Source organism: Nonomuraea monospora (assembly GCF_039531895.1).
Classification (GTDB): domain Bacteria; phylum Actinomycetota; class Actinomycetes; order Streptosporangiales; family Streptosporangiaceae; genus Nonomuraea; species Nonomuraea monospora.
Genome location: NZ_BAAAQX010000009.1, coordinates 160095 through 183817, shown reverse-complemented (window position 1 = coordinate 183817; position 23723 = coordinate 160095). Strand labels below are relative to the sequence as shown.

The following is a 23723-nucleotide window of genomic DNA, read 5'->3' as shown; positions in this document are numbered from 1 at the left end:
CTTAGATTTGGGAAGAAAGTGCTACGGCGTGTCCGAGCAGGGGCGGGCGCGAGCACCGTCATCGGACACACCCCCTTCCACCAGGCCGAACCTCTGTTCGATTGCGGTACCTAGAACTGTAGCGCGGACTCGAACACTCATGCGATGGTTTCGAGTAAAGATCTTTGCAACAGGCCGATGCCGATGATGCGTCCAGGAGATGTGGACTTCGAGGAATTCGTCCGGGCACGGGGCCCGGCCCTGCTCCGGTACGGCTACGTGCTCACCGGCAACGCCGACGACGCGGCCGATCTGGTCCAGGAGGCGCTGCTCAAGCTGAGCGACACCTGGAAACGGGTCCGCAACAAGGACAACCCGGAGGCCTACGTCCGCACGACCATGGCCAGGCAGCACATCAGCTGGTGGCGCGGGCGGCGTAGGGAGCACCTGACCGACGACCTGCCCGAGGGCTCGTACACCGACGAGCACTCGTACGGCGAGCTGTGGCGGGAACTGGCCACGCTGCCGCGCAGGCAGCGGGTCGTCCTGGTGCTGCGCTACTACGAGGACCTGTCCGACAAGGAGATCGCCGAGCTGCTCGGCATCTCCCGGGGAACCGTGCGCAGCCAGGCGTTCCACGCCCTCAACGCGCTGCGCGTCAAGCCATCGATCCGCGAGTCGGTGCGGAAGGGGGAGCGGCCATGAGGAGCGAGGACGAGCTGATCGGCGCGCTGCGGACGGCGGGCGAGCACGCTCCCGACGACGGCGGCGGCCTGCTGGCGGGCGTGGCGTCGCGCAGGCGGCGCAGGACCCGGCGGCGGCTGCGCGTGCTGGCGGCGGCGACCGCCGTGGTGGTGCTGAGCGCGGGTATCAGGGGCGTCGTCCTGTCCGGTGGCGGTGCGGACGAGGGCGACGTGGCCACGACTCCGAAGTCGGCTCCCGCGGGGAAGCTGTGGCCCGGAGCCGTCTTCACGTTCGCCATGCAGGGGCCGGGCGGCACGCACCGCGTCCCCCTCACCGGCATCAGCCCGACGCAGATCCTGGTCCTGTCCAGGATGCCGGGCCCGCAGGGCCAGGGCGTGCTGGAGGTCTACGACTCCGCGTCGGGCGGCAGCCGGACGGTCGCCGAGCTGCCCAGGTCGGGGCGGTTCATGGTCGGGTCCGTGGCCGCCGACGGCAGGAACGTCGTCTGGCAGTCGTCCACCGGCAAGTCCGCGCTGGAGATCTGGACGGCGCCGCTGGCGGGCGGGAAGGCCAGGCCGGTCACCGAGCTGTCCGGCGACCGCTCCGACCTCGACGCGATCTCGGTCAACGGCGACCAGGTCATCTGGTCCGAACGCAGCGGCGGCGTCTGGCGCGTCCCTCTGGCGGGCGGCGTGCCCGACCAGATCACCGCCACCGACGGCCTGCACCTGCTGAGATGGCCGTGGGCGAGCGACGCGCCCGCCGGTCCCGACCTGGGCGACCGCAACCAGACGGTGCTGGTGGACCTCACCCTCATCACCTCGCACGAGGTGGACAGCAGGCCGGGCGCGAAGGGGGTGCGCTGCGGACCGCACTGGTGCCTCGGCCGCCACGCCGGAGGCGGCTTCGCGCAGCGGATCGACGGCAGCGACCTCCGCGACGTCAAGGGCGTCTTCGGCCATCCGGAACCGCTGTCGATGGCGCCGATACTCAACCGCTTCGTACCGCTGCGGGACGGCGTGTACGACCTCGCGACCGGCTCGACGGCCACCATCGACGCCAGGACTGTGGCGCTCGGCGCGGCGGGCGAGCCCAGCACGCTCATCTACTGGAGGACCAGGAAGCCTGGCACTTACGAGGTACTGAACTTGGCAGCCGTCCCGTCCGCGCAATAGCGTTCGGGGCCATGCGGACCTTCGCGAACGTACAGGAACTCAAGGCGGCCGTCGGCGAGAAGTTCGGCCCGACCGAGTGGCGCACCGTCACTCAGGAGCAGGTCAACACCTTCGCCGACGCCACCGACGACCACCAGTGGATCCACGTGGACGTGGAACGGGCCAAGGAGGGGCCGTTCGGCGGCACCATCGCCCACGGGTACCTGACGTTGTCGTTGCTGCCTTCGTTCATGTTCTCCCTGATCAAGGTGGAGGGCATCGCGATGGGCGTCAACTTCGGCCTGAACAAGGTCCGCTTCCACAAGCCGGTCCCCGTCGGCGCGCGGATCAGGGCGGTGGGCGAGCTGACCGACGTCAAGAACTCCCCGGCCGGATACCTGTCCAGCCTGAAGATGACGATCGAGATCGAGGGCGAGAAGCGGCCGGCCTGCGTCGCCGAGACCCTCAGCCTGTACGTGGCCGCCGAATAGGCGTGCAACAGAAACCCGTGTGACGCGATCCCTGGGTTCGTGGAGGAATTCGACGAGTTCGTCCGGGCCCGGGGCGACGCGCTGCTCCGGTACGGCTACGTGCTCACCGGCAACGCCGACGACGCGGCCGACCTCGTCCAGGAGGCGCTGGCCCGCCTGGGCGACGCCTGGCCCCGCGTGCGCAACAAGGACGACCCCGAGGGGTACGTCCGCACGACCATGGTGCGGTTGCACATCAGGTCGTGGCGCCGCCGGCACCGGGAGGACCTGGTCGCCGCCGTCCCCGAGCGCGGCGAGCACGACCGCTACGGCGACGCCGACCTGTGGGCCGAGCTCCAGGAACTGCCCCGCAAGCACGACGTGGGCCGCATCCAGGACTTTCCGCTGCTCTTCTGGGACGCCGACGCGGAGTTCTACCGGCACTGCGAGGACCGGGCCTGCGAGATCAGAACGCGGGGCGGCGGCGAGGAGTACACGGTGCTGAACGTGGAAGCGATCAGACGATGATCGCGGCCACCGCCACCAGGGCGAGGAGGCCGAGGTAGGCGAGCACGAGCCGGGTGTCCCGGAGGAAGCACTTGCTTCGGGTCAGCCCGGCTCGCCGCGCCTTCCAGTAGCCCGCGAAGCCGAGCGCCGCGAACGCCAGCACCGCCCACGGGCCGAGGAGCCACGCCAGTAAGGCGACCGTCGCGTACACGCACAGCCGCAGCGGGTCGTACGGCTCCTTGGCGTCCTTCGTCTGGCCACCGTCCTTCACCTGGCACCGTCCTTCACCTGGCACCGACTTTCACCTGGCACCGTCTTTCACCTGGCACCGTCTTTCACCTGGCCACCGCCGACAGTCGCTGCTTGGAGAGTTGCGGCCAGGCCTGCACCGCGCAGAACGGCGCGCACTGATCCTGCTCGGCGCGGGTGCCCACATGCACGCAACACTGCGTGAGCCGCTCCTCGATCATGGTCGAGATGTCCATGAACGGCTTCACCGTCAGCCGCACCACCCGCTCCCCCAGCATCCTGCGCAGCTTCCTGCGCCGGCCGGGCAGCGCCGACGACGCGAGGGCGAGCAGGGTGGACACGCCGAGGTCGCAGTTCTCGCAGATGGTCCGCCACAGGTCGCCCACCTGCGGATGCGACAGCGACGACTGCTCGGAGAGCAGCCCGAGCAGCGACTCCTGCACGGCCAGGCGCAGCTCCTTCGGCAGCTCGGTGTCGGCGATGCGGTTGGAGACCAGGCCCAGGTTCGCCTTCAGCCGGTCGTGGCCGATCAGCGCGGTCAGCGAGCGCCACTGCCGGGCGTCGTCGCGGATGAGGTAGCCGACCGAGCAGCAGTGGGGGTGCGAGCAGGGCAGGGCGGTCAGGTCGCGCCAGGTCACCAGGCCGTCGGTCTGCGGGCCGAGGCGCTTGAGCACGCCCGTGTGGGTGAGGCGGTCGTCCGGGTCGATGGCGGCCGACCTGCCGGAGCCGAACTGGGGTTGCAGGGACACGCCCCCGACGTACGGAGTGTCGAGCGCGAGGCGTACGACGTCGCCGATCTCGCCGTCGTTCACGCCGAGGGCGGCGGTCATGACGAGCGTGGTGAAGATCTCGCGCGCCGACAGTCGCTCGATGGCCTCGGCCTTGATCCTCCTCAGGTCGCCGCCCCGGTGGTGCCGGGACGCCTCGGCCGACGTGCCGTCGAACTGCAGGTAGACCTCGACCCGCTCGCGGTGCTCGGTGATCAGGTCGAGCAGGGAGTCGTCCTTGGCGAGCAGGACGCCGTTCGTGTTGATCAGGATGCGGGTGATCGGGCGGGCGCTCAGCTCGGCGAGCAGCGTCTTCAGCTCGGGATGCAGGGTCGGCTCGCCGCCGCTCAGCATGAGGACGTCGAGCTTGCCGTTCTCCCGCTCCAGTCGCTGGTCGACGTTGGCCAGGACGTCGGAGACCGGGACGACGCCGGACAGGTCGGGCGAGCTGTCGGCGAAGCAGGTGGGGCAGCGCAGGTTGCAGGTCTCCGCGATGTCCTCAAGGAGGATGCAGGTGTGCTGGGTCTGCAGCTCGGGCAGGCCGCGCAGGTAGGCGGCGGGGATCGGGTCGAAGTTGCCGGTCACGTCGGGGACGTGCTGCTTCGTGGGGGCCGTCCACTCCTCCAGGTAGCTCAGGATCTCCGGATCCTCGTCGTACAGCGTGCGGACCAGCCCGTGCTCGCGGCACCCGCGCTCCAGCCAGACGCGGCCGTCGCGTTCGGCCAGGTAACCGCTGAGCCGCTCGACCCTGTCGAGGTCGCGGCCGTGGCACTTCGGGCAGAACGCGTTGACGTACCTGAGGATGCGGTCGCCTCGCAGCCCCATCCCTGCGCTCATGTCATGACCTTTCGCGTGAACAAGGGGGCATAGTAGCCGCGCCGCCAGCCGTACCCGAGCCTGACGGCGAGCAGCAGCAGGCCCGGGATCAGGAACCACTGCGGCCTGGTCAGGTCCAGCCAGATCGTCTCGTTGGCCCTGGTGAACTCGACGAGGAAACGGAAGATCGCGTACGCGGCGACGTACAGCGTGAACAGCTCGCCCGGCCTGGTGAGCCGGTCGCGCGCCCAGACGAGCGCGGCGAACGCGGCGAGCTGGAAGATGATCTCGTAGATGAACGACGGGTGCATCGCCTGGCCCGCGAGACAACCGGGACACTCCGGGGTCGTCGCGGGCGCGTGCACACCCCACGGCAGGTCCGTCGGCCTGCCTGGCGCCTCCGTCAGATGGCAGCCGATCCTGCCCACCGCCATGCCGAGCGCCACCGCCGGCGCGAACAGATCCCCGGTCCGCTCCCTGAAACCGATGATCCGCTTCGCCACCAGCACCCCGACGTACGCACCCGTCAGGCCGCCCAGGATGCTCCGCGACCCGTACAACCACAGGCTGTCCAGTTGCAGCGTCTCCATCCAGCCCGCCAGCCGCATCCCGATCGCGCCGCCCACCAGCGCGCCGGCGACCGCGAACAGCGACTGCTCGTTCAACGCGCCGCGCCTGCGCGCCTCCCGGACGAAGACGACGGCCGCCACCGCCACACCCAGTCCTACGAAGATCTCGTGAAGGGGCATGGCTTGTCAGCCGTACAGGCTCGGGTTGATGCCGGTGCAGATCCCGGCCGACAGGATCGACCACAGCGCCCACCCGATCATCAGCCCCAGGCCGAGGCCTCGGCTCCACGGCTTGCGCACGAAGCACAACCCGATGCCCGCGCCGAGCCCTACCAGTGCCAGTAGGGCTGCGCCTGCTGCCAGGTAGGGGGTGGGGCTGCCGGTGGCGCCCATGGCGGCGAAGAAGATGAAGAAGCCGATTATGGCGTTGAGGAGGCTGTAGATGGCCAGGCCGGCGAACAGCATGCCGACGAGCATGCCTGTGGAGTTGCTGTTCGGGGGTGGGGGTGGGGGATAACCGCCCGGTTGGTCGTGTGGTGAAGGGCCGTAGGTCGGGGTGGGTGTGTGGGGCGGCTGCTGACCGTAGGGCTGCCCTCCGTACGCCGGCTGCCCTCCGTACGACGGCTGCTGCCCCTGCCCCGCTCCCTGCCCTTGCCCCGGCCCCTGCTCTTGCCCTGGCCCGCCCTGCCCCGCGCCCTGCCCACCTTGAGCCGGTCCGCCCTGCCCTGGACCGCCCTGCCCTGCGGCGCCCTGAGCCGGACCACCCTGCTCCAGACCACCCCGAGCCGGACCACCCTGCCCCGGAACGCCACCGTAAGCCGCAGCGCCACCCTGCCCAGACCCACCCCCACTGTCCGGCGGCAAGAACGACGGCCGACCAGCCTGCCCAGCCCCAGCCCCGCCCCCAGGTTCAGGCCCGGGTCCATGCCCAGCCCCTTGCTCCCCCGAGCCAGCCCTTCCACCACGGCCCGCCGACGACATAGGCCCCGGCACACCGGACGGAGGCGGCATCATCACCGGCTCCCCACGCGGGGGCGGCGCAGTGACCGACTCCCCACCCACAGGCGGCACGATCTCCGGCCTCCCACCCGCAGGCGGCAGACCGCCCGTCCCCCTCCCCTCAGACACCGCGCCCTCAGACACCGCGCCCTCAAACACCGCGCCCGCGGACTCCCCGCCCACAGACGCAGCCCCCTCCGGCCCGCCGCCCGCAGACGAGGCGCCCTCCGACTCCCCACCCACAGTCAGCCTGCCTCCCGGCAACCCGCCCGTAGACGGCATGTCTTCCGATCGCCCGCCCGGCGACGACATGTCCTCCGCCGGGCCGCCCGTAGACGACGTACCCTCCGCCGGACCGCCCGTAGACGGCGTACCCTCCGCCGGGCCGCTCGGCGACGACATGCCCTCCTCCCGCCCCCTCCCAGGCGGCGGCAGGAATTCCGGTTCCCCTTCTGGCACCGCCCCAGCCCCTGACCCGTTGTCAGGCTCCTCGGACGGCGGAGGTGGTGGCGTTGCGCTCATTGGCTTGGTCTACCCCTCTAGTCATGATCAGACTAGGCACCCACGATTGCCATCGCATCAACACCCTCTCACCAGCCCCTCAGCGGCCAGCCCGACCTACCCACCCCCAACCCCTACGACGCCCTACAGCCCCTCCGAGTAGTAGATCGCCGCCTGCACCCGACTCTTCAACCCCAGCTTGTTCAACACCCGACTGACATGCGTCTTCGTCGTAGCCTCCGCCATGTCCAGTTCCCTGGCGATCTCAGCGTTGGACAACCCCCGCCCGATACAAGCAAGCACCTCCTTCTCCCGAGGCGTCAGCCCAGCCACCCCACCCGCGCCCTCATCCACCTCCCGCCGAACCGGCGCCTGCTCGGCAAAAGCAGTGATCAACCTCCGCGTAACCCCCGGCGCGATGAGCCCATCCCCCCGAGCCACCACCCGCACCGCCTCGATCAACGCCTCAGCCTCAGCGTTCTTGAGCAAGAACCCAGCCGCCCCCGCCCGCAAAGCCCCGAACACATACTCATCCACATCGAACGTCGTAAGAATCAGCACATCGCAGACCCCGGCCAGTTCCCGAGTAGCGGAGATCCCATCCAGCCGAGGCATTCGCACATCCATCAACACCACATCGGGCCGCAACTCCCGAGCCATGGCCACGGCCTGCTCCCCATCCCCGGCCTCCCCCACGACCTCGATGTCATCCGCCCCACCCAGAATCAGCACGATCCCGACCCGAACCGCCGCATGATCGTCCGCCACCAGCACCCTGACGGTCACCAGCCACCTCCACCCATCCCGCTGAACCTGCCTGTCACGCCCCGCCCAAGCGAATCCCCGGCATCCTCACCCGCCGCCTCGCCCCCAGCAGTAGGCAGAACCACGAGCACCCGCCACCGCTCCCCGCCGCCACCCACCTCCACCCCATCCCGAAGCGCCCCATCCCGAAGCGCCCCATCCCGAACAACCCCGGCGTCGAAAACCCCGCCAACCAGCGAGGCCCGCTCCCGCATGCCGATCAACCCCGCCCCAGCCCCAGGCAGCCCCGCCTCGCCCCCTTCCTCCCCCAGCGCGTTCTCAACGCTCAATCGCACCCGCGCACCCTCATAACCGACGACAACCGACACAGGCGACCCCCCGTGCTTGAGCGCATTGGTCAACGCCTCCTGCAAGATCCGATACCCGGCAAGATCAACGGCCGCAGGCAGCTCCCGAGCCTCCCCCTCGACCCGCAGCTCCACGGCCATCCCAGCCCGCCGCACCCGTTCGACCAGGGTCTCCGCATCGGCCAGGCGTGGCCGGGTGGCCTCGTTCTCCGCTTCGTCGCCGTCCTGCCGCAGCAGCCCGATCATGGCCCTCATCTCGGCCATCCCCTTGACGCTGTTCTCCCGCACGGACTCCATCACCATCCGTACGGTCTCCCGATCGAGATCCTTACGTGAGAGCGCAGCGGTGGACTGAATGGCGATGGCGCTGAAGTGGTTGGCGATCATGTCATGCAACTCACGCGCCATCCGCGTCCGTTCGGCAGCCACCGCGGCCTGCCGATCCAACTCCGCGAGGCGAGCCACCTGCTCGGCACGCATCCTCTCGGCCGCGGCCCGATCGCGCTGCTCCCGCAGCACCACCGCGGTGGTCACGGGCGTGATGAGCACCAGCCCGGCCTGCACTCCCATGACGGCCAGCATCCGCCAGTCCTCATACAGGAACCCCGCCACGGCCCCGGCCACCACGGCCAGCGCCCCGGCGATCCCGAGCAGCACCCGGGCGAACCGTGCCGGCCCGTAGAGCGCGGCGGCGTACAAATTGTCGGTGAAGACCAGGACCGTCCCCAGAGAGGGCCCCACGAACCCGTCCATCACGATGCCGACCACTCCCAGCCCCAGAGAGGCCAGCGGCGCCCGCTGCCGCACCAGCACCCCCGCGCAGGTGAACGCCAGCGGTATGACCAGCACCCACGTGGGCACACCGCGTTCGAGATGGGACCCGCCCGCGATCAGCACCACCCCGACCGCGAAGGCGAGCCCGGCCCCCAGCACCACCTGCTTCATGCCCACATCCCACCACCTCGCGCCCGCTCCTCCCTCCTACGAAAGTCTTCCTGTGGATACACCCTTCGATGTAGCCGCAGGCAGCGACTTATCCACAGGCAGCAGCTCAAGAGGAGAACGCGTGACGCACCGAGGCCCGCCCCCAGCTGAACGGTCCCCAGCCCGCAATGCCCCAGATACCCACAGACGCAGCCGTTGCGGCCCTACAAGCCCTTCGCCCGGACCGCACCCTTAGCGACCAGCCCGCCGGGAACAGATCTCGCCCCAGCGAGGAGGTAACAACACCGGCAGGGCATAAAACCCCACCCCGCAGGCCCCTAAGGGTTCCCACAACGTCGCACTCATTGCGACGATGTGCTCACAGTACGTGGGACCCGAGCTCCGATCACACCCGGACCGAGGGGCCCTTCCGACTACCGCAAGGGTAGGGGTACGTGGATATAGAGGCGGAGATTCGCAAGCTGAAACTCCGTGTGGACGCCCTCGAAGCAAGCGCGCGCTCCGGCAGCACAGCCTCCGGCCGCCGCCGCACGAGGGCAAGGCGCCGGCGCATGAACGTCCCGGCCCAGAACTGCACCCCGCTGGAGGACATGCAACCCGACACCCCGGCAATCCCCAGGAAGGCCATTAGTCCGAACGCCGCCATCAGAAACCTCCAGGCAGAACTCACCCAGGACCTCTCCGCCCTGAACGACGAGATCGGAGGCTTCCGAAGGCAGTCGAACGACCACTTCACGAAGTTCCGCTCCCAGATCCAGGACCAGCACCACGCCGTCCACCGCAGACTCACCGATCTGGCGCTGGTGATCGAGCGCCTGGCCAAGCGGTTGGACGCCTAGATCATCACGGGCCCCCGACCCGCGTCGGGGGCCCGCCCCACCCCCTCAACCCCAGGTCAACACCACACACACCCGCCACCGACCACCGGCCGAACGCCCCGAGCCCCGAACCGGCGACACCATGATTGCCGTTTCTGGTTCGAGGCACTCCTCAGAACCCGCTATGCTTGTTTACGCAGCGAGCGGCCGTAGCTCAATGGATAGAGCATCTGACTACGGATCAGAAGGTTGGGGTTTCGAGTACCTCCGGCCGCGCACATACGAAAGGCCCGCTACCAGAGAGATTCTGGGAGCGGGCCTTAGTGTTTGTCAGGACGATCCCGAGATCCTGCCAACGCGGGCGTTCTGAGGGCTCAGCTAGAAGTCGCGCCAGGCATCGAACCATTCATCGGCCTGGGCCGGGTCGATACCCGCGCGTCGGCCGAGGTCGTGGAACGCGTCATAGGACTCCTCACGTCGGATGGTGTCGATGAAGCCGTCATGACGCTCGTCCATCACGTTGAGCGCTTCGATGAACGCGCGGAGAGCCGCTTCGGCCTCCTCCGGAAAAGCACCGTTCAGGCTGCTGACCGCGCACAGTGCTGTGTCGTACGCCTCGCAGGCGACGGTCGCGGCTCGTCGGTCGTCTTCCACCCAGTCGCGAAACGGGTTGGTCAGGTACGCGGCCAGCCACTCATCGGTCTTCACACCTCGAACGGCGAGGTCCAGCCCGGAGCCGCGGTAGCGGGCCTTGAGCAGCTCGGCCGTCGGGCGTCTGATTCCGTCCACGTGCAGCGAGCGGAGCGCCGGCCAGGTGCCGGGAAGCGTGTCGGCCTCCAGTGCGTAGGCGCCGTTGAGTTCAAGGCTGCGAAGCGAGCGGAGGCTGGCGAGCTTCTCAGCATCGGTCAGCTCGCCGGGAGGAGCCGTCCAGTCGATCCGCAGGACCTCGAGCGCGGCCAAGGTGGACAAGGACGAGGCAGAAAAGGCGCCGCCGACGCTCAACTCAAGGTCTCGGACCGAGCGCAGCCCAGACGGGACGGACGGCTCCGGCGCGATGATGAACAGCCCGATGCGCGCACCGTCGGCCTCGGCCACGACCTCGGGGAGCTCGCCGGTGTGGTCGAGGAACGTCAAACGTTCGAGCCGGCCGGGGAGGAGCAATCGGCGAGGGCAGGTTCCGCTGATCCACAGGGACGTGACCCCCGTGCCGGACAGGTCGACCACGGACGGTGGATTCTCCCAGCGCAGCGCGGAGACGCCAGGGCGCCGGCCGAGAGCCGCGGTCAGGCCACGATCGGATCCTTCCCAGACCAGCCCCCGGAGCATCGGCAGGCCGTCCAACTGAGACCAATCAGGCGGCCCCTCCTGCGGAAGGACGGCCAGTAGGCGAAAGTCGAGGTTCTCGATTCTGGCGGGGAACTCGTGCGGTCCGCCTCCGAAGTCGAGTTCCACCGTCATGGACGGGTGGGCGGTCTTGGCCGCCTCGGAGACGAACAAGTTCCAGCGACGCTGGGCGTCGACCTGATCCGGCAGGTATTCCCATCCGCTGAAGCTCAGGCAATCCTCAACTGCCTCAACTCCGTCGAGAGTGCCCAGCCAGCGCCAGTCGGAAGGTGGGGCGGCGCCACGGTCGATGGAGATGACGGCCGGATGCGCCACGTGCGCATGGTGATCGAGTATCAGTGTGGACGCGGAGCGCAGGTCCTCCAGCTTCGGCAAGAACTCGGAGTGCCAGTCGAGCGCACCCACGATGATTCGCTCGCCGGCCGTCCCCAGGACCACGCAGGCGCCGAACCCGCCGCCACGCAACGGCATGGCCGCCACGTCCCCGATTCCTCTCCCCAATTCCACCACGAGCCGGACGTTAGCAGCCGTCCAGGACATCTCATCGGTCGCGCAGCCGGGGCTCGGGCGGAAGGTATGCGCTGCGGAAGCTTCAGCGGCGCGGATCACGTGGGCATGGACCCGGATCGGTTAACTTGAGGCTGTGGTTCATGTGCGATCCCACACAGGTAGACCGACCGTTCCAGCAATTCCGCCGTCACTTTGACCCCGGTCAGGTACTCGGCCATCGCGAAGAACGACTCACTGCTGTGTGCATCGTCGAATTTGACCTGCCGCGCAATCTCGCTGAATTCCTCCTCCCATTTGGTGTAGGAGCCGAGGTCGGAGCAGCTCGGCTCCAAGGCCAGACGCTCCTGGCCGTCTTCCATCCAGAGGAAGTCGTCCCGCCCGTTGACATTGCGGAAATGGGAGACCAGCCGGGTGCCCGCCGACAGCCGTCCGGCGATGCTGGGGAGAACGCCCATGAAACCGTTGGGTTCGACGATGAACGCCCAGTCGTCGGTGGGTACGACCCCGAAGAAGTGGCCATACCCGGAGCGGGACCGACCGAGGCCGGACACCCCTGCCTTGATCAGCTCCTTCAGCCCCATGGGCGGGAGGTCTTCGGCCGCGGTCCGGGCCAGGACCTGCTCGGGTGTCAGCCCCCGAACGAGAGTGAAACAGTATGCCTCCCGGAGATCGGTGTACTCGTCGTAGATGAACCAGCCGTAGGTGAACCAGGCGTAGTCGGCGGCAGTCGCGATCATGCCGGCATGTTGCCAGCCGGGGATGACAGAAGGCGTCACAGGTGGACGTGGGCTTGTGCGCCGGAGGATCTGGCGGTTCCAGCGGCTGCGTCCTACATAGGGTGAGGAGATGGAGGGTCACAAATACAACGCTGCCGATATCACCGTGCTCACAGGGGATCAATCGATTCGGCGTCGCCCCGGCATGTACTTCGGCATCGGGCCGGATAGGCCGGAATTCCCCAGCCGCGTGCTGCGAGCGGCAGTGGAGGATGCTCTCCATCTCGAAGGCGGCGAACATCGCGATGTTCACCTCGAGATCCGCTCTGGCCTCGACTTTGTCGTCACGTTCGAGCAGGGTCGTCTCTGCCGGGAGCCCATGGACGTGTTGTTCGACCGGCCACGCTGGTGGGGTCTGCGCTCTGTAGCCGCCGTCAGTGAACGGGTCCTCATCGAGGTCCAGGAAGGCAGGCGGGGCGCACGTCAGGAACTGCGGCCGGGTACCTCTCCTTCGCCGGTGACGTCCTTCACCGCGTCGGACGAGACCAAGACTTCGATCTTCGTCTATCTCGATCCGGAGTACTGCGGGCGAGGAGCAGCGCTCACTCCGCCAGATGCGTCAGAGCTGCACGGGGAATGGTGCGTCGGCGCGGCCTCTGCTGGAGTCGTCACCGTGACGGATCTTCGGCATCGAGCGCCTTCCTGACCGCGCTCCCGCCTGCGCGGTTGACTGACGCAGTGATCAAGCCGCATCCCGCGCGAGCCGAGAATGTGGAGCCGAAGAACGTCGTGGCTGCCTTTGTGAAGTTCGGGGAGCGGCTCGGTCTATCGTGCGCTCATGACCGCTCACGACGTGGCCCGCCGGCTGCCCGCCATCCCCCAGCTCCGCGACCTGTCCCGCTCCATGGCGGTGCTGGACGCCATCCTGAGCCCAGAAGACTTCGACCGCTACCACTTCTTCGACACAGGCTGGTCCCCCCGGGGAGGAGCTGGCCTCGATGCGCAACGGCTCAGGTGACGAGTACGCGATCGTCTTCTCAGCGGCGGGCGCCTACATCCGGGGCTTCGGCCACGAGGCGCTCATGAGCCCGTACGGTAACGACGGCCCCTGGCCGGGGGTGCTCGACTCCGTCCCCGAGATCTTCGGTCACTACGTGCGGGAGCCGGCGTTCTGTGATGAGGACGGCATGCCGGTGGTGACCGCATGCATGTGGCGCGCGGCCGAGGATGACGGCTGGCAGGTGGGTGAGATCGAGTATCCGGACGGGCTGAGCGACCCCGACGGGGCGGGGTACCTGTTCGCGCGTCTGGCCGACCCGACGCCGGAGGCGTATCGGCGGTTCGCGGAGGACTACCACGAGGTGCCCATCGCCCTTGATGCGGTGCGGCACGTCTACGAGCTGCGTCCGTTGACGCAGGAAGTGGTCAGCGTATTGAACGCCGAGCTGTCTCTCAAGGACCTTGCCGAGGATCTGGCGGCAGCCCGGTATCGGTCGGTTTCTGGCTAGACACTTGAAGCCGTTGGTGGATGAGGGCAGGGTTCCGGCGGTGGCTGAGGGTGCGTCGTGACTTCGACCGGCGCCTTGTCGATCTCGGCTGCGTGGGATCGTGAGTGACGACCGTCAAGGACAAGAGCATCGGGCAGCTCCCAGTAAGCGATCTCAGCCGCTTCGAAGGCCTCGGCGGAGGAGAAGCCGGGCGGCGCGGGCGGCTCGTCGGTCGGGTGAGGAAAGAGCCCTACCCCAGCCCGATCCGTAAGCTGAAGGGGTGTCCCCTGCTCTGATCCTGCTGGACGGCGTCCGCTGGCAGGGTGTCCGCGTGGTCGGCGATCGTGCGCACACCTTGCTGGCCGTGCTAGCCCTGCACGGCCGCGCCGGGGTCAGTGACGATCGGCTGGTGGAGGAGTTGTGGCCGGAGGAGGCGCCGGCCAATCCGACGAAGGCGTTGCAGGTGGTGGTGTCCAGGACGAGGGCGGCGACCTGCGCCGACGTGGTGGAGCGGATTCCGCGCGGGTATCGGCTGGGGCTGCCCGCTGAGCAGGTGGACGCGTTGCTGCTGGGCGTGCTGGTGGAGCAGGCGCGGGCGGCGCTGGGCGAGGACGACGTGGCGGCGGCGCGCGACCGTGCGGAGCTGGCCATGGGGCTGGCGATGGGGCTGGCGATGGGGCTGGTGGCGGGCGGTCCTGACGGGGCCGAAGGGCCGCTGGCGGAGTTGAAGGGCGTGGCCGTGAGGGGGGCGGCCGAGGCGCGGCGGGTGGCGGCGATCGCGCGCAGCCGCGGCGGGGCGCACGAGGGCGCGTTGCCGCTGCTGGAGGAGGTCGCCGGCGAGCGTCCGCACGACGAGGAGCTGCTGGCCTGCCTGCTGCGCAGCGAGGCGGCCGTGCGGGGGGCCGCCGCGGCGCTGGAGCGCTACGAGCGTTACCGCTCGGGCACGGTGGCCCGCCTGGGCGCCGAGCCCGGGCCTGAGCTGGCCCGCGTGTACGCCGAGCTGCTGGTCGCGGACCGGCCGGTGCGCGAGGGCATCCTGTTCGACGGCTCCTCGCTGCTGGGCCGCGACGACGACATCCGGGCGGTGCACGCGCTGCTGCGGACCCATCGGGTGGTGTCCATCATCGGCCCCGGCGGGCTGGGCAAGACCCGGCTGGCGCACGTGGTGGGCAGGAACGCCGCGCAGCCGGTCGCCCACTTCATCGAGCTGGTCGGCGTCTCGTCGCCGGAGGGCGTGGTGGGCGAGGTGGGTTCGGCGCTGGGGGTGCGCGACTCGGTGGGCGGGCGGAACGCGCTGACCGCCGAGCAGCGGGCGGACGTGCGCGCGCGGATCGCGCAGCAGCTCGACCAGGCTCCTGCGCTGCTGATCCTGGACAACTGCGAGCACGTGATCGAGGCCGTGGCGGACCTGGTCGGGTTCCTGACGGTGACGACGCGCGACCTGCGGGTGCTCACCACCTCGCGCGCCCCTTTGTCGATCCCCGCCGAACGCGCCTATCCGCTCGGCGAGCTGCCGGCGGGCGACGCCGTGGAGCTGTTCCGGCAGCGGGCCACGGCGGCCAGGCCGGGCGTGCGGATCGACGAGCGGGTGGTCGGGGAGGTCGTGTCGCGGCTCGACGGGCTGCCGCTGGCGATCGAGCTGGCCGCGGCCAAGGTGCGGGTCATGTCGGTGGAGGAGATCGCGCGGCGCCTGGCGGACCGGTTCGGGCTGCTGCGCGGCGGCAACCGCACGGCGCCCGACCGGCACCGCACGCTGCTCGCGGTGATCGACTGGTCGTGGAACCTGCTGGCGGAGCGGGAGCGGCGGGCGTTGCGCTGGTTGTCGCTGTTCGGCGACGGTTTCGCGCTGGAGGCGGCCGAGCAGGTGCTGGGCCCCGACGCGCTGTCCGCTCTCGACGCGCTGACGGAGCAGTCGATGCTGAGCGTCCGCGAGACGGCGTTCGGCCTCCGGTACCGGATGCTGGAGACGGTCAGGGAGTTCGGCCGGATGCGGCTGAGGGAGGCCGGCGAGGAGGCGCCCGCGCGGGCGGCGCAGCGCGCCTGGGCCGCCCGGTACGCGCTGGAGCACGCCGCCGACCTGTTCAGCCGGGGGCAGTTCGAGGCGGCCGACGCGCTGCGCGCCGAGGAGGGCAACCTGGCCGACCTGCTCCGCCAGGCGCTCGGCGAGTCCGACCCGGTCACGACGGTGCAGTTGCTGGCGGGGATCGGCACGTTGTGGTCGATCCGCGGCGACCATCTGCGGATCATCGCCCACCGCGACGCGATCAACCAGGTGGTCACCGGCTGGCGTCCGCCGCCGGAGCTCGTCGAGGTGACCAGGGTCGCCCTGCTGGTCACGCTGATGAACATCATGATCGCCAACGACCGCCGTGACGACCCGCTGCGCGAGTTGCTGCGCACGCTGCCGGCGAGCGACGCCACGGACTCCCGCGTGGCGGCGATGGTCACGGTGGCGCTCGCCTGCCACACGGACGACGGCGCCGAGATGCACCGCCGGCTGGCCGAGCTGCGCCGCAGCGCCGACCCGGACGTGGCGCTGGCCGCGGCGCACTCGAGCGTGCACGTCCTGGAGAACGCGGGCGACATCCACGGCGCGATCGAGGCCGCCGAGTGGACGCTGGCGCACGTCAGCGGGGAGGAGGGCCCGTGGTTCGTGGCGATCATCAACGCCGTGCTGGCCCACCTGCACATCCAGCTCGGTGAGCGCGGGCGGGCGGTCGGGCACGCGCGCGTCGCGATCCCGGTGCTCAGCCGGCTCGGCGCCGCCGACGACGAGACCCAGCTCAGGGCGGTGCTGCTGACCTCCGCGCTGGCCGACGGCGACCTGGACGCGGCGCAGGAGCAGCTGGCCGTGATCGACCGGATCAACGAGAAGGAGGTCGTGCTCGGCGGGGTGGCGATGGTCTCGTTGTGCACGGCCGAGATGGCGTACGCCAGGGGCGAGACGGCCGCCGCGCTGGCGGCCTACCGCAAGGCGGTCGAGCGGTCGCGGGATCTGCGCCTGCCGGGGCTGCCGGCGTCGGAGTGCCCGCCGTGGGCGATCGTGGCGGAGGCGGTCACGTTGACGGCGTACGCCTACCACGCCCGCGAGGAGGCGCACGTCCAGTACGGCGAGGAGCTGTTCGCCACCGTGCTGGGCCGCGACGTGCTGACCGTCCACAACCCGGCCCTGGACTACCCGCTGTGCGGCTCGATGCTCTTCGGGCTGGGCGCCTGGGGGCTGCTGCGCGAGGTGATGACGCCCCGTGACGCGATCAGGCTGCTGGTGCTGGCCGAGCGGTTCGCCTACAACGGCACCATGCCGAGCATGGCGTTCGACCGGATCGAGCGGCGCGCGGAACGGGCCGCGCCCGGCGTGCTCGCCGCGCTGCGGGAGCACTACGGCGACCGGCGCGGCTTCGACCTGCTCGACGAGGCGCGCGGTCTCGTCAAGCAGGTACGCGACGGGCTGCGGTCACAGGTGCCGCTTGTAGCTGCGCACCGACAGCGGCGCGAAGATCGCGATGACGATCACGGACGCCAGGAGCGTCCAGGCCACCGCGCCGCTGACGGTCCCGGTGTTGGCGAGGTCCCGCGCGGCCGTGACGAGGTGTGAGACGGGGTTGATCCGCACGAACGCGGCCAGCCAGCCGGGCAGCGTCTCGACGGGCACGAACGCGTTCGACAGGAACGTCAGCGGGAACAGGATCATCATCGAGATGCCCTGGACGGCCTGGGCGCTGCGGGCGATCGTGCCCACGTAGGTGAAGACCCACGCCAGCGACCAGCCCGTGAAGATCGCCAGCAGGATCGCGGCGAGCACGCCGCCCGCCCCGCCGCCCGGCCGGTAGCCCATCACCAGGCCCATGCCGAAGGTCAGGGTGGCCGCGATCGTGTACCGCAGCAGGTCGGCCACCATCGGGCCGGCGAGCGGCGCGATCCGGGCGATCGGCAGCGACTTGAACCGGTCGAAGACGCCCTTCTCCATGTCCTCGCGGAGCTGGGTGCCGGTGGCCATGCAGGTGGTCAGCACGGTCTGGGCGAGGATGCCGGGGATCATCAGGGGCAGGTAGCTCTGCACGTCGCCCGCGATGGCGCCGCCGAAGATGAAGGCGAACATGGCGGTGAACAGGATGGGCTGCAGGGCCACGTCGAAGAACTGCTCGGGGTTGCGGCGCATCTTCTTCAGCGCCCGCCACGCCATCGTCAGGGTCTGGGCGACCGTCTCCCCGAGGGTGACGTGCCGCCGGGCGGCGGCCACGCGGTCGGCGGCCCGGACCGTCTCGCCGCTCGGCGCGATCATGGTGCTGCTCATCGGTCGTCCTCGTTCGTCTCGTGGCCGGTGAGGGCCAGGAACACCTCGTCCAGGCTGGGCTTGGCGACGCTCACCGAGGTGATCGACACCCCGGCCGTGCGCAGCGCGATCAGTACGTCCGCGGTCAGGTCGGCCTGGTCGAGCGCGACGTTCAGCCGCCCCTGCTCGGGGCTGAGCACCGGCTCGGAGCCGAGCACGCGCCGCACGACCGCGACGGCGGCGGGCACTTCCTCGGGGTCGGCGAGCAGCAGTTGGAGGGTGGAGTTGCCGACCGTGGTCTTCAGCTCGTCGGGGGTGCCCTCGGCGACCTTTCGGCCGTGGTCGATGACGGCGACGCGGTCGGCGAGCTGGTCGGCCTCGTCCAGGTACTGCGTGGTCAGCAGCACCGTGCAGCCGTCGGCGACCAGGCCGCGGATGGTGTCCCACATCTGGCCGCGGGTGCGCGGGTCGAGACCGGTGGTCGGCTCGTCGAGGAAGATCAGCGGAGGCCGGGTGATCAGGCTGGCGGCCAGGTCGAGGCGCCGCCGCATGCCGCCGGAGAACTGCGCGATCGGCTTGTCGGCCGCCTTCTCCAGGCCGAACTGGCCCAGCAGGTCGATGGCGATGCGCCGGGCGCGGGGCGCGGCGATGCCCTGGAGGCGGCTGAAAAGCCAGAGGTTCTCGCGGGCTGTCAGGTTCTCGTCGACGGAGGCGTACTGTCCGGTGACGCCGACGAGCTGGCGGATCACGTGCGGGTTGGCGGCCACGTCGACGCCGAAGATCTCGGCCTGGCCGGCGTCGATCGTCAGCAGGGTGGCCAGCATCCGCAGCGTGGTGGTCTTGCCGGCGCCGTTCGGGCCGAGGACGCCGAAGATCTCGCCGGGGCGCACCTCCAGGTCGATCCCGTCCACGGCCCGGTGCTCGCCGAACGACTTCGCCAGCCCCGCCGTGCGTACGGCCAGATCGGCGCCCCCGGTACGTCCGGGTTCTGCGATGTTCATGCGTTCACTGTCGGGGACGCCGGTTTCACGGCACCCTCACCGGGTTTCACCAGGTTGTCGTGCCTGTAGGGTCAGAACGCTCAAATAGATCAAATGGGCCCAAAAGGAAGCACGACAGGAGAGACGATGGTGTACCCCCCGTCCGGCTCCGGGCCGGGGATGTATCCCCCTCGACCAGCACCCCAGCACGCCCCCTGGCCTCCACCTCAGCGTCCGCCACGGAGCCCCTGGCGGATCATCGTGGGGCTGGTACTCGCGGGCGTCGGCCTGCTGCCGCTGCTGGGCGGCGGCGCGTTCATCGCCAAGGCCTGGTCCAACAGCCGGCAGGTCATCCACAACCCGGAGTACAGCAAGCAGTTGTGGCGCAACGTGCCCGTCGAGACGCTGTTCCCCGCGCGGCTCGGCCGCGAGCACCCCGACAAGACCTACCGCGACCCGAACGACGAACGCGGCTGGACCAGGGCCGCCATCTCTTCCAGCACCTCCTGCCAGCAGGCGCTCTCCGGCGCGCTCGCCGGCGCCGCCGACAAGGGCGGCTGCGTCGCCGCCCTGCGCGCCACGTACCTGGACGACACCGGAGGAACCGCCGCCACCGTCGCCCTGATCGCCTTCCGCGACGACCAGTACCCCCAGCAGGGGCTGCAGGACATCATGAGCGAGGCGGACGACAAACCTGAGCACGTCGTACGCGCCCTCGCCGCGCCCGGCACCCAGTGGAAGGACGCCGCGCGCGCCGGGAACGGCGGCTGGGGCGTCGGCGGCACCCCCATGTACGTGGCCGTCACCGCCGGACCGGCCGACGGCCGCCGGGCGGGGAACCTGCCGCTGCCGTGGGGCAGGCGGGCCTACCCGCAGCAGGAGGACCGCGAGGCGTGGGCGCACACCGCGCAGGGGCTCGCGGAGAGCCTCGGCACCCGCGTGCAGGCCGAGACGAGGAAGGTGGGACCGTGATGCGCAGGCTGACCTGTGCGGCCGTGCTGCTCAGAGGGGTCATGATGCGCACGCTGACCTGTGCGGCCGTGCTGGTCGCCGGGCTGGTGGCGGCCACCGCGGCACCGGCCGTCGCCGAGGCGCCGAAGGGCTGGGAGCAGCAGGTCATGAAGGTGCCCGCCGCACAGCGCCTCGGACAGGGCAAGGGCGTCACGGTCGCGGTCCTGGACTCCGGGGTCATGCGCAACCACCCGGAGTTCCGCGGCCGGGTCACCACCGGCACCGATTTCATCGGCGGCGGCGCCAAGCCGGGACAGCCGTACTGGGGCGACCACGGCACCGCCATGGCCTCCAGCGTGCTGCGCGTCGCTCCCCAGGCCAAGGTGCTCGACGTCCGGGTGCTCTGGGACAAGGAGGACCCGGCGCGCAAGCGCGCCGAGCAGGCCGCCGAGTCGGGCGGCCCCGCCGACGAGCAGAGCATGAAGGCGGCCGCCGCGCTGGCCAACGGCATCCGGTACGCCGCCGACAAGGGCGCCCAGGTGATCTCCATGTCCCTCGGCAGCGACGAGTGGGGCCTGGGCAGCGACTACGACGAGCTCACCGCCGCCGCCGTCGACTACGCCCTCGGCAAGGGCGTCGTCCTGCTGGCCAGCGCCGGCAACGGCGGATCCACCGACCCGCTGGAGGTGGACGCGAACAACGTCGTCTCCTACCCGGCGGCGTACCCGGGCGTGATCGGCGTGGCGGCGATGGGGCCGGACGGCTCGCGGGCGCAGTTCTCGCAGGTGCACACGTACAACACGATCGCCGCGCCCGGCGTGGACATCTACGCCGCCGACAACGGCGGCGGCTACGCGATGGGGGACGGCACCTCGCCCGCGTGCGCGCTCGCGGCGGGCACCGTGGCGCTGATGTTGTCCCGGCAGCCCGATCTGACGCCACGGCAGGTGCGCGACATCCTGGTGCGGACCGCGCGGAAGCCGGCGGGCGGCTACAACGTGCTGCTCGGGTTCGGGCTGATCGACGCGGCGGCGGCTGTGAAGGCGGCGGGCTCGGCCAAGGCCGCCGAGACCGAGGCGGCACCGTACAAGGGGGATGAGTACTTCGGTGACGGGCCCGCCGCCCCGCCGACCACCAACCCGCCGATCGACATGTCGTACGTGGCCATCGGCGGCGTGGCGGCGGCGGTGGGATTGCTGTTCCTGCTGGGCGCGGTGCTGGTCATGCGCAGGCCGAAGGCCCGCCGCGGACCGACGCCACCCCCGCCACCAGGCGGGCCGTACATGGGCGGGCCACCGATGGCCGAGCCTCCCGCAGCCGGGCCACCGTACGCCGGGCCGCCGATGGCCGGGCCGCCAGCAGCCGGGCCGCCGATGGGCGGGCCGCCGGCGAACGGTTATCCGGCGAACGGTTATCCAGCCTGACCCGCGTTGCGCTCCCGCCACAGGGACCGGTGCCGGTCGGCGGCCCCCTCCGCGAGGGTGGCCGCCGCACCGGGCACGGGCTCGCGCGCCCACTCCTCCAGCCGCCGCGCCATGCCGCTCACGAAGCTCACCCCAGGCGGGGTCAAAGCGCCGCTTTCGAGCAGCGTGCGGGCCACCAGCCCGGCCGCCGACCGCCAGCGGGCGAACTCCGCGTTGGCCCTGACCTCCGACTCGCCGCTCTCGTGGTGCCGCTGGCGCTCCCAGAAGTCGGTGACCCCGACGTAGGCGTAGGTGCCCTGCAGCAGCCCGGCGGCGGGCCGGGGGTCGGGACGCCACGGCGCGTAGTAGCGGGAGCCGTCGTCGGGCTTGGTCAGCGGCACGATGTCGAGCAGCGCCGACAGCTTGGCGTGCTGCGTCTCGTGGGCCAGCGTGACCGCCAGCGCGTGCGCGTCGGGCGGCGTGGACATGGCGATGCAGCCGAACGTCTCGCGCGAGGTGGCGCTGGACATCCCGTCGGGCGGCGCCGACAGGGGCGTGAAGACGGTGATGGCCGCCGACACCTGCTGGGCCATGGGCAGGTGGTTGCGGACGAGCAGTTCCCAGCCGCCGTCGAGGAGGTCCTGCCAGTGGCCGGCCTCCTGCGGGGTCAGGGGGTGGCGCAGGGCGCCCGAGCCCGGCATGCGGTGCGGGTCGAGGTCGTCGATGACCACGTCGAAGTGCTCGTCGGCGGCCCGCGCGGACAGGTGGCGCAACGGCCGCCAGGCCGGCTCGTCCTCGCTGATCTGCAGGTATCTGCCGCCTGTCGAGACCTCCGCGCCGTCGGCCGAGCAGTGCACGGTCACCGTGGTGACGCCGGGGCCGACGGTGAGCTGGCCGAGCGAGGGCAGGTTGAGCACGCCGTCCACCACGGCGACGTCGAGGTCGCAGGCGAAGCGGGCGCGGATGGCGGCGGCCGCCGCCAGGGCGGACATCTGCTCGGGTGTTTCGAGCGTCTGGATCGTGTGGCGGGCCCAGGCGCCCACGGACGGGTGGTGGAGCACGGCGCTGACCGCCTCCGGATGCGTGGCCTGCACGCTGGCGAGCAGGTCGTAGGCCCGGCGCACCGCGGGCCAGCGGGGATCGCCGGCGCCGCGCGTGGTGTCGAGGACTCCCCGCAGCAGGAGAAGGTGCCTGCTGCGCTGGGCGGCCTTCAGCCGCTCCACGGTGTCCGTCCCGCCTGCGCCCGATGCGAGCTCGTCGAAGGCCGAGGCCGGGATGCGGTGCTCTGCGAGGTTCATCGGAAGTCCTTCTGCAGTGCTGTGATGTCACGCTTGATCGTGTTTGCGACGTGGGTGATGAGTCGCAGCAGGTCGGCGCAGTAGACCGACGGGTTGAGAAATCCGCTGCCAGGCCGATAGCGATGAGCATAGTGGCCGCCGCCGCAGACCCGGGCGACCGGACAGGCGGCGCACGTGGGCGACAACGCGGCCCAGCCGATCTGACGTGCGGCGATGGACGGCAGGGCGAGCACCTCGTCGAAAGAATTGCGCAACACGTGCAGCCCGGTGCCCGGTGCGCCCTCGTAGGCGGACTTCAGGATGTCCGATTGCTCGATCTCGCCGTCGGTCTCGACGACCACCATGGCGGTGGGTGACAGGCCGATCTGCTCGCTGGCCGACCTGCCGCCGACGAGCAGGTAGATGATCTCGTCGAACAGGCGCACGCCCGCCGGTCTGGCGGACTGGGCGTACCAGTCGTCGAAGATCGCGATCAGCCAGTCCGCGTACGGCGTGCCGCCCCCGTCGCCGCTGTCGCCGCCGAGCCCCGGCGGCGGTTGCGCCCAGGTGCCGTGCGGCAGCAGGAAGTCGATGACAGGCGGCCCGAACTCGAGCAGCGCCCGGTACGTCTCCAGCGGATCGTTACGCAGGTCCACCGTGCAGAGCAGGCCGCGGAACAGCCGCTGGAAGGGCGGCTCGGTCAGCAGCCGCAGGCCCGCCGCCACCTTGTGGTGGCTGCCGCGCCCGCCGGGCGTCCTGCGGCTGCGGTCGTGCGCCCGCTGGTCACCGTCGAGGCTGACGCCGACGCCGACGTCGAGCCGGTCGAACACCCCCAGGTAGGCCGTGTCCAGCCGGACGCCGTTGGTCTGCACGGTCACGGCGACGTGCGCGTCGACCGTGTCACGCACGGTGCCGACGAGCCCGTCGATCTCCTCGGGCCGCATCAGGAGCGGCTCGCCGCCGTGCAGGATCAGCTCGATCGAGGGGAGGTCGTGGCCGCGTACGTGCTCGGCGATCCGAGCCGCCACCGCCTCCACCACGTCGGGCGCCATGCGCAGGGGCCGCGAGCGCCAGCTCTGGTCGGCCATCTCGTACATGTAGCAGTACGTGCAGGCCAGATCACACCTGCTGTGGATCTTCAGGATGAACTGCCTGAACGGGGTCGGCCGCCAGCCGCCATCGGCGAGCCTGGCCACGTCGAGTGTTAGAGGC

At 70.4% G+C, this 23723-nt stretch carries 22 protein-coding genes, 1 tRNA gene and 1 pseudogene; 12 read left to right on the top strand and 12 right to left on the bottom strand.

What is annotated here, in order from left to right; genetic code table 11:
• The first annotated feature begins 201 nt into the window (after nt 1-201).
• The 4 genes from ABD331_RS20075 to ABD331_RS20060 are packed head-to-tail and all read left to right on the top strand — an operon-like array spanning nt 202 to nt 2815.
• Complete coding sequence (locus tag ABD331_RS20075) at nt 202-684, top strand: SigE family RNA polymerase sigma factor (protein WP_344476872.1); 483 nt, start codon at nt 202-204, stop codon at nt 682-684.
• Nucleotides 681-1838, top strand: a complete 1158-nt coding sequence (locus ABD331_RS20070) for a TolB family protein (RefSeq protein ID WP_344476870.1) — start codon at nt 681-683, stop codon at nt 1836-1838. The genes ABD331_RS20075 and ABD331_RS20070 overlap by 4 nt, the downstream gene beginning before the upstream one ends.
• 11 nt (nt 1839-1849) lie before the next feature.
• On the top strand, nt 1850-2308 hold the full coding sequence (locus ABD331_RS20065; protein WP_344476868.1) for a MaoC family dehydratase: 459 nt from the start codon (nt 1850-1852) through the stop codon (nt 2306-2308).
• A 39-nt stretch (nt 2309-2347) separates the two neighbouring features.
• Nucleotides 2348-2815, top strand: a complete 468-nt coding sequence (locus ABD331_RS20060) for a sigma factor (RefSeq protein WP_344476866.1) — start codon at nt 2348-2350, stop codon at nt 2813-2815.
• Here the strand turns inward: ABD331_RS20060 and ABD331_RS20055 are convergent.
• From ABD331_RS20055 to ABD331_RS20030, 6 genes are all read right to left on the bottom strand, one after another.
• Nucleotides 2805-3065: a hypothetical protein gene (locus ABD331_RS20055; protein ID WP_344476864.1), complete on the bottom strand. Its 261-nt coding sequence runs from the start codon at nt 3063-3065 to the stop codon at nt 2805-2807. The genes ABD331_RS20060 and ABD331_RS20055 overlap by 11 nt on opposite strands.
• A 64-nt stretch (nt 3066-3129) precedes the next feature.
• Nucleotides 3130-4647 carry a radical SAM protein gene (locus ABD331_RS20050; protein ID WP_344476862.1) on the bottom strand — a complete coding sequence of 506 codons (1518 nt, stop codon included), beginning with the start codon at nt 4645-4647 and terminating at the stop codon, nt 3130-3132.
• Nucleotides 4644-5375: a prolipoprotein diacylglyceryl transferase gene (locus ABD331_RS20045; protein WP_344476859.1), complete on the bottom strand. Its 732-nt coding sequence runs from the start codon at nt 5373-5375 to the stop codon at nt 4644-4646. The genes ABD331_RS20050 and ABD331_RS20045 overlap by 4 nt, the downstream gene beginning before the upstream one ends.
• A gap of 6 nt (nt 5376-5381) precedes the next feature.
• Nucleotides 5382-5660: a hypothetical protein gene (locus ABD331_RS20040; protein ID WP_344476857.1), complete on the bottom strand. Its 279-nt coding sequence runs from the start codon at nt 5658-5660 to the stop codon at nt 5382-5384.
• A 1179-nt stretch (nt 5661-6839) separates the two neighbouring features.
• On the bottom strand, nt 6840-7481 hold the full coding sequence (locus ABD331_RS20035) for a response regulator (RefSeq protein ID WP_344476856.1): 642 nt from the start codon (nt 7479-7481) through the stop codon (nt 6840-6842).
• Entirely contained in the window at nt 7478-8752 is a 1275-nt protein-coding gene (locus ABD331_RS20030; RefSeq protein ID WP_344477217.1) for a sensor histidine kinase, read from the bottom strand. The genes ABD331_RS20035 and ABD331_RS20030 overlap by 4 nt, the downstream gene beginning before the upstream one ends.
• A gap of 551 nt (nt 8753-9303) precedes the next feature.
• On the opposite strand from ABD331_RS20030, the gene ABD331_RS20025 reads away from it, so the two are divergent.
• Entirely contained in the window at nt 9304-9591 is a 288-nt protein-coding gene (locus tag ABD331_RS20025) for a hypothetical protein (protein WP_344476854.1), read from the top strand.
• A gap of 182 nt (nt 9592-9773) precedes the next feature.
• Nucleotides 9774-9846: transfer RNA gene (locus ABD331_RS20020), tRNA-Arg, on the top strand.
• A 102-nt stretch (nt 9847-9948) separates the two neighbouring features.
• Here the strand turns inward: ABD331_RS20020 and ABD331_RS20015 are convergent.
• Nucleotides 9949-11523, bottom strand: a complete 1575-nt coding sequence (locus ABD331_RS20015) for a hypothetical protein (protein WP_344476852.1) — start codon at nt 11521-11523, stop codon at nt 9949-9951.
• Nucleotides 11520-12161, bottom strand: coding sequence for a DUF6461 domain-containing protein (locus tag ABD331_RS20010; protein WP_344476851.1), 642 nt, complete (start codon nt 12159-12161; stop codon nt 11520-11522). Before ABD331_RS20010 ends, ABD331_RS20015 begins: the two co-directional genes overlap by 4 nt.
• A 109-nt stretch (nt 12162-12270) precedes the next feature.
• Here ABD331_RS20010 and ABD331_RS20005 point away from each other — a divergent pair, with 109 nt between their 5' ends.
• The 4 genes and pseudogenes from ABD331_RS20005 to ABD331_RS19990 all read left to right on the top strand — a co-directional run.
• On the top strand, nt 12271-12846 hold the full coding sequence (locus ABD331_RS20005; protein WP_344476849.1) for a hypothetical protein: 576 nt from the start codon (nt 12271-12273) through the stop codon (nt 12844-12846).
• Between the two features lie 132 nt (nt 12847-12978).
• Complete coding sequence (locus ABD331_RS20000; protein ID WP_344476847.1) at nt 12979-13158, top strand: hypothetical protein; 180 nt, start codon at nt 12979-12981, stop codon at nt 13156-13158.
• Nucleotides 13139-13648, top strand: coding sequence for a hypothetical protein (locus ABD331_RS19995; RefSeq protein ID WP_344476845.1), 510 nt, complete (start codon nt 13139-13141; stop codon nt 13646-13648). The genes ABD331_RS20000 and ABD331_RS19995 overlap by 20 nt, the downstream gene beginning before the upstream one ends.
• 259 nt (nt 13649-13907) lie before the next feature.
• Nucleotides 13908-15029: pseudogene (locus ABD331_RS19990) on the top strand (AfsR/SARP family transcriptional regulator); the annotation flags it as partial.
• A 2052-nt stretch (nt 15030-17081) separates the two neighbouring features.
• On the opposite strand, the gene ABD331_RS19985 reads toward ABD331_RS19990, so the two are convergent.
• Nucleotides 17082-17921: an ABC transporter permease gene (locus ABD331_RS19985; protein WP_344476843.1), complete on the bottom strand. Its 840-nt coding sequence runs from the start codon at nt 17919-17921 to the stop codon at nt 17082-17084.
• Nucleotides 17918-18901, bottom strand: a complete 984-nt coding sequence (locus tag ABD331_RS19980; RefSeq protein ID WP_344476841.1) for an ATP-binding cassette domain-containing protein — start codon at nt 18899-18901, stop codon at nt 17918-17920. The genes ABD331_RS19985 and ABD331_RS19980 overlap by 4 nt, the downstream gene beginning before the upstream one ends.
• Nucleotides 18902-19141: 240 nt before the next feature.
• On the opposite strand from ABD331_RS19980, the gene ABD331_RS19975 reads away from it, so the two are divergent.
• Both ABD331_RS19975 and ABD331_RS19970 read left to right on the top strand, forming a co-directional pair.
• Nucleotides 19142-19852, top strand: a complete 711-nt coding sequence (locus ABD331_RS19975) for a hypothetical protein (protein ID WP_344476839.1) — start codon at nt 19142-19144, stop codon at nt 19850-19852.
• Nucleotides 19852-21255, top strand: coding sequence for a S8 family peptidase (locus ABD331_RS19970; protein ID WP_344476836.1), 1404 nt, complete (start codon nt 19852-19854; stop codon nt 21253-21255). Before ABD331_RS19975 ends, ABD331_RS19970 begins: the two co-directional genes overlap by 1 nt.
• Here ABD331_RS19970 and ABD331_RS19965 read toward each other — a convergent pair.
• On the bottom strand, nt 21243-22532 hold the full coding sequence (locus ABD331_RS19965; protein WP_344476834.1) for an HEXXH motif domain-containing protein: 1290 nt from the start codon (nt 22530-22532) through the stop codon (nt 21243-21245). The genes ABD331_RS19970 and ABD331_RS19965 overlap by 13 nt on opposite strands.
• The gene (locus tag ABD331_RS19960; protein ID WP_344476832.1) at nt 22529-23707 is read right to left on the bottom strand and encodes an FxsB family cyclophane-forming radical SAM/SPASM peptide maturase; all 1179 of its coding nucleotides are present in this window, start codon (nt 23705-23707) and stop codon (nt 22529-22531) included. Before ABD331_RS19960 ends, ABD331_RS19965 begins: the two co-directional genes overlap by 4 nt.
• Nucleotides 23708-23723 lie beyond the last annotated feature (16 nt).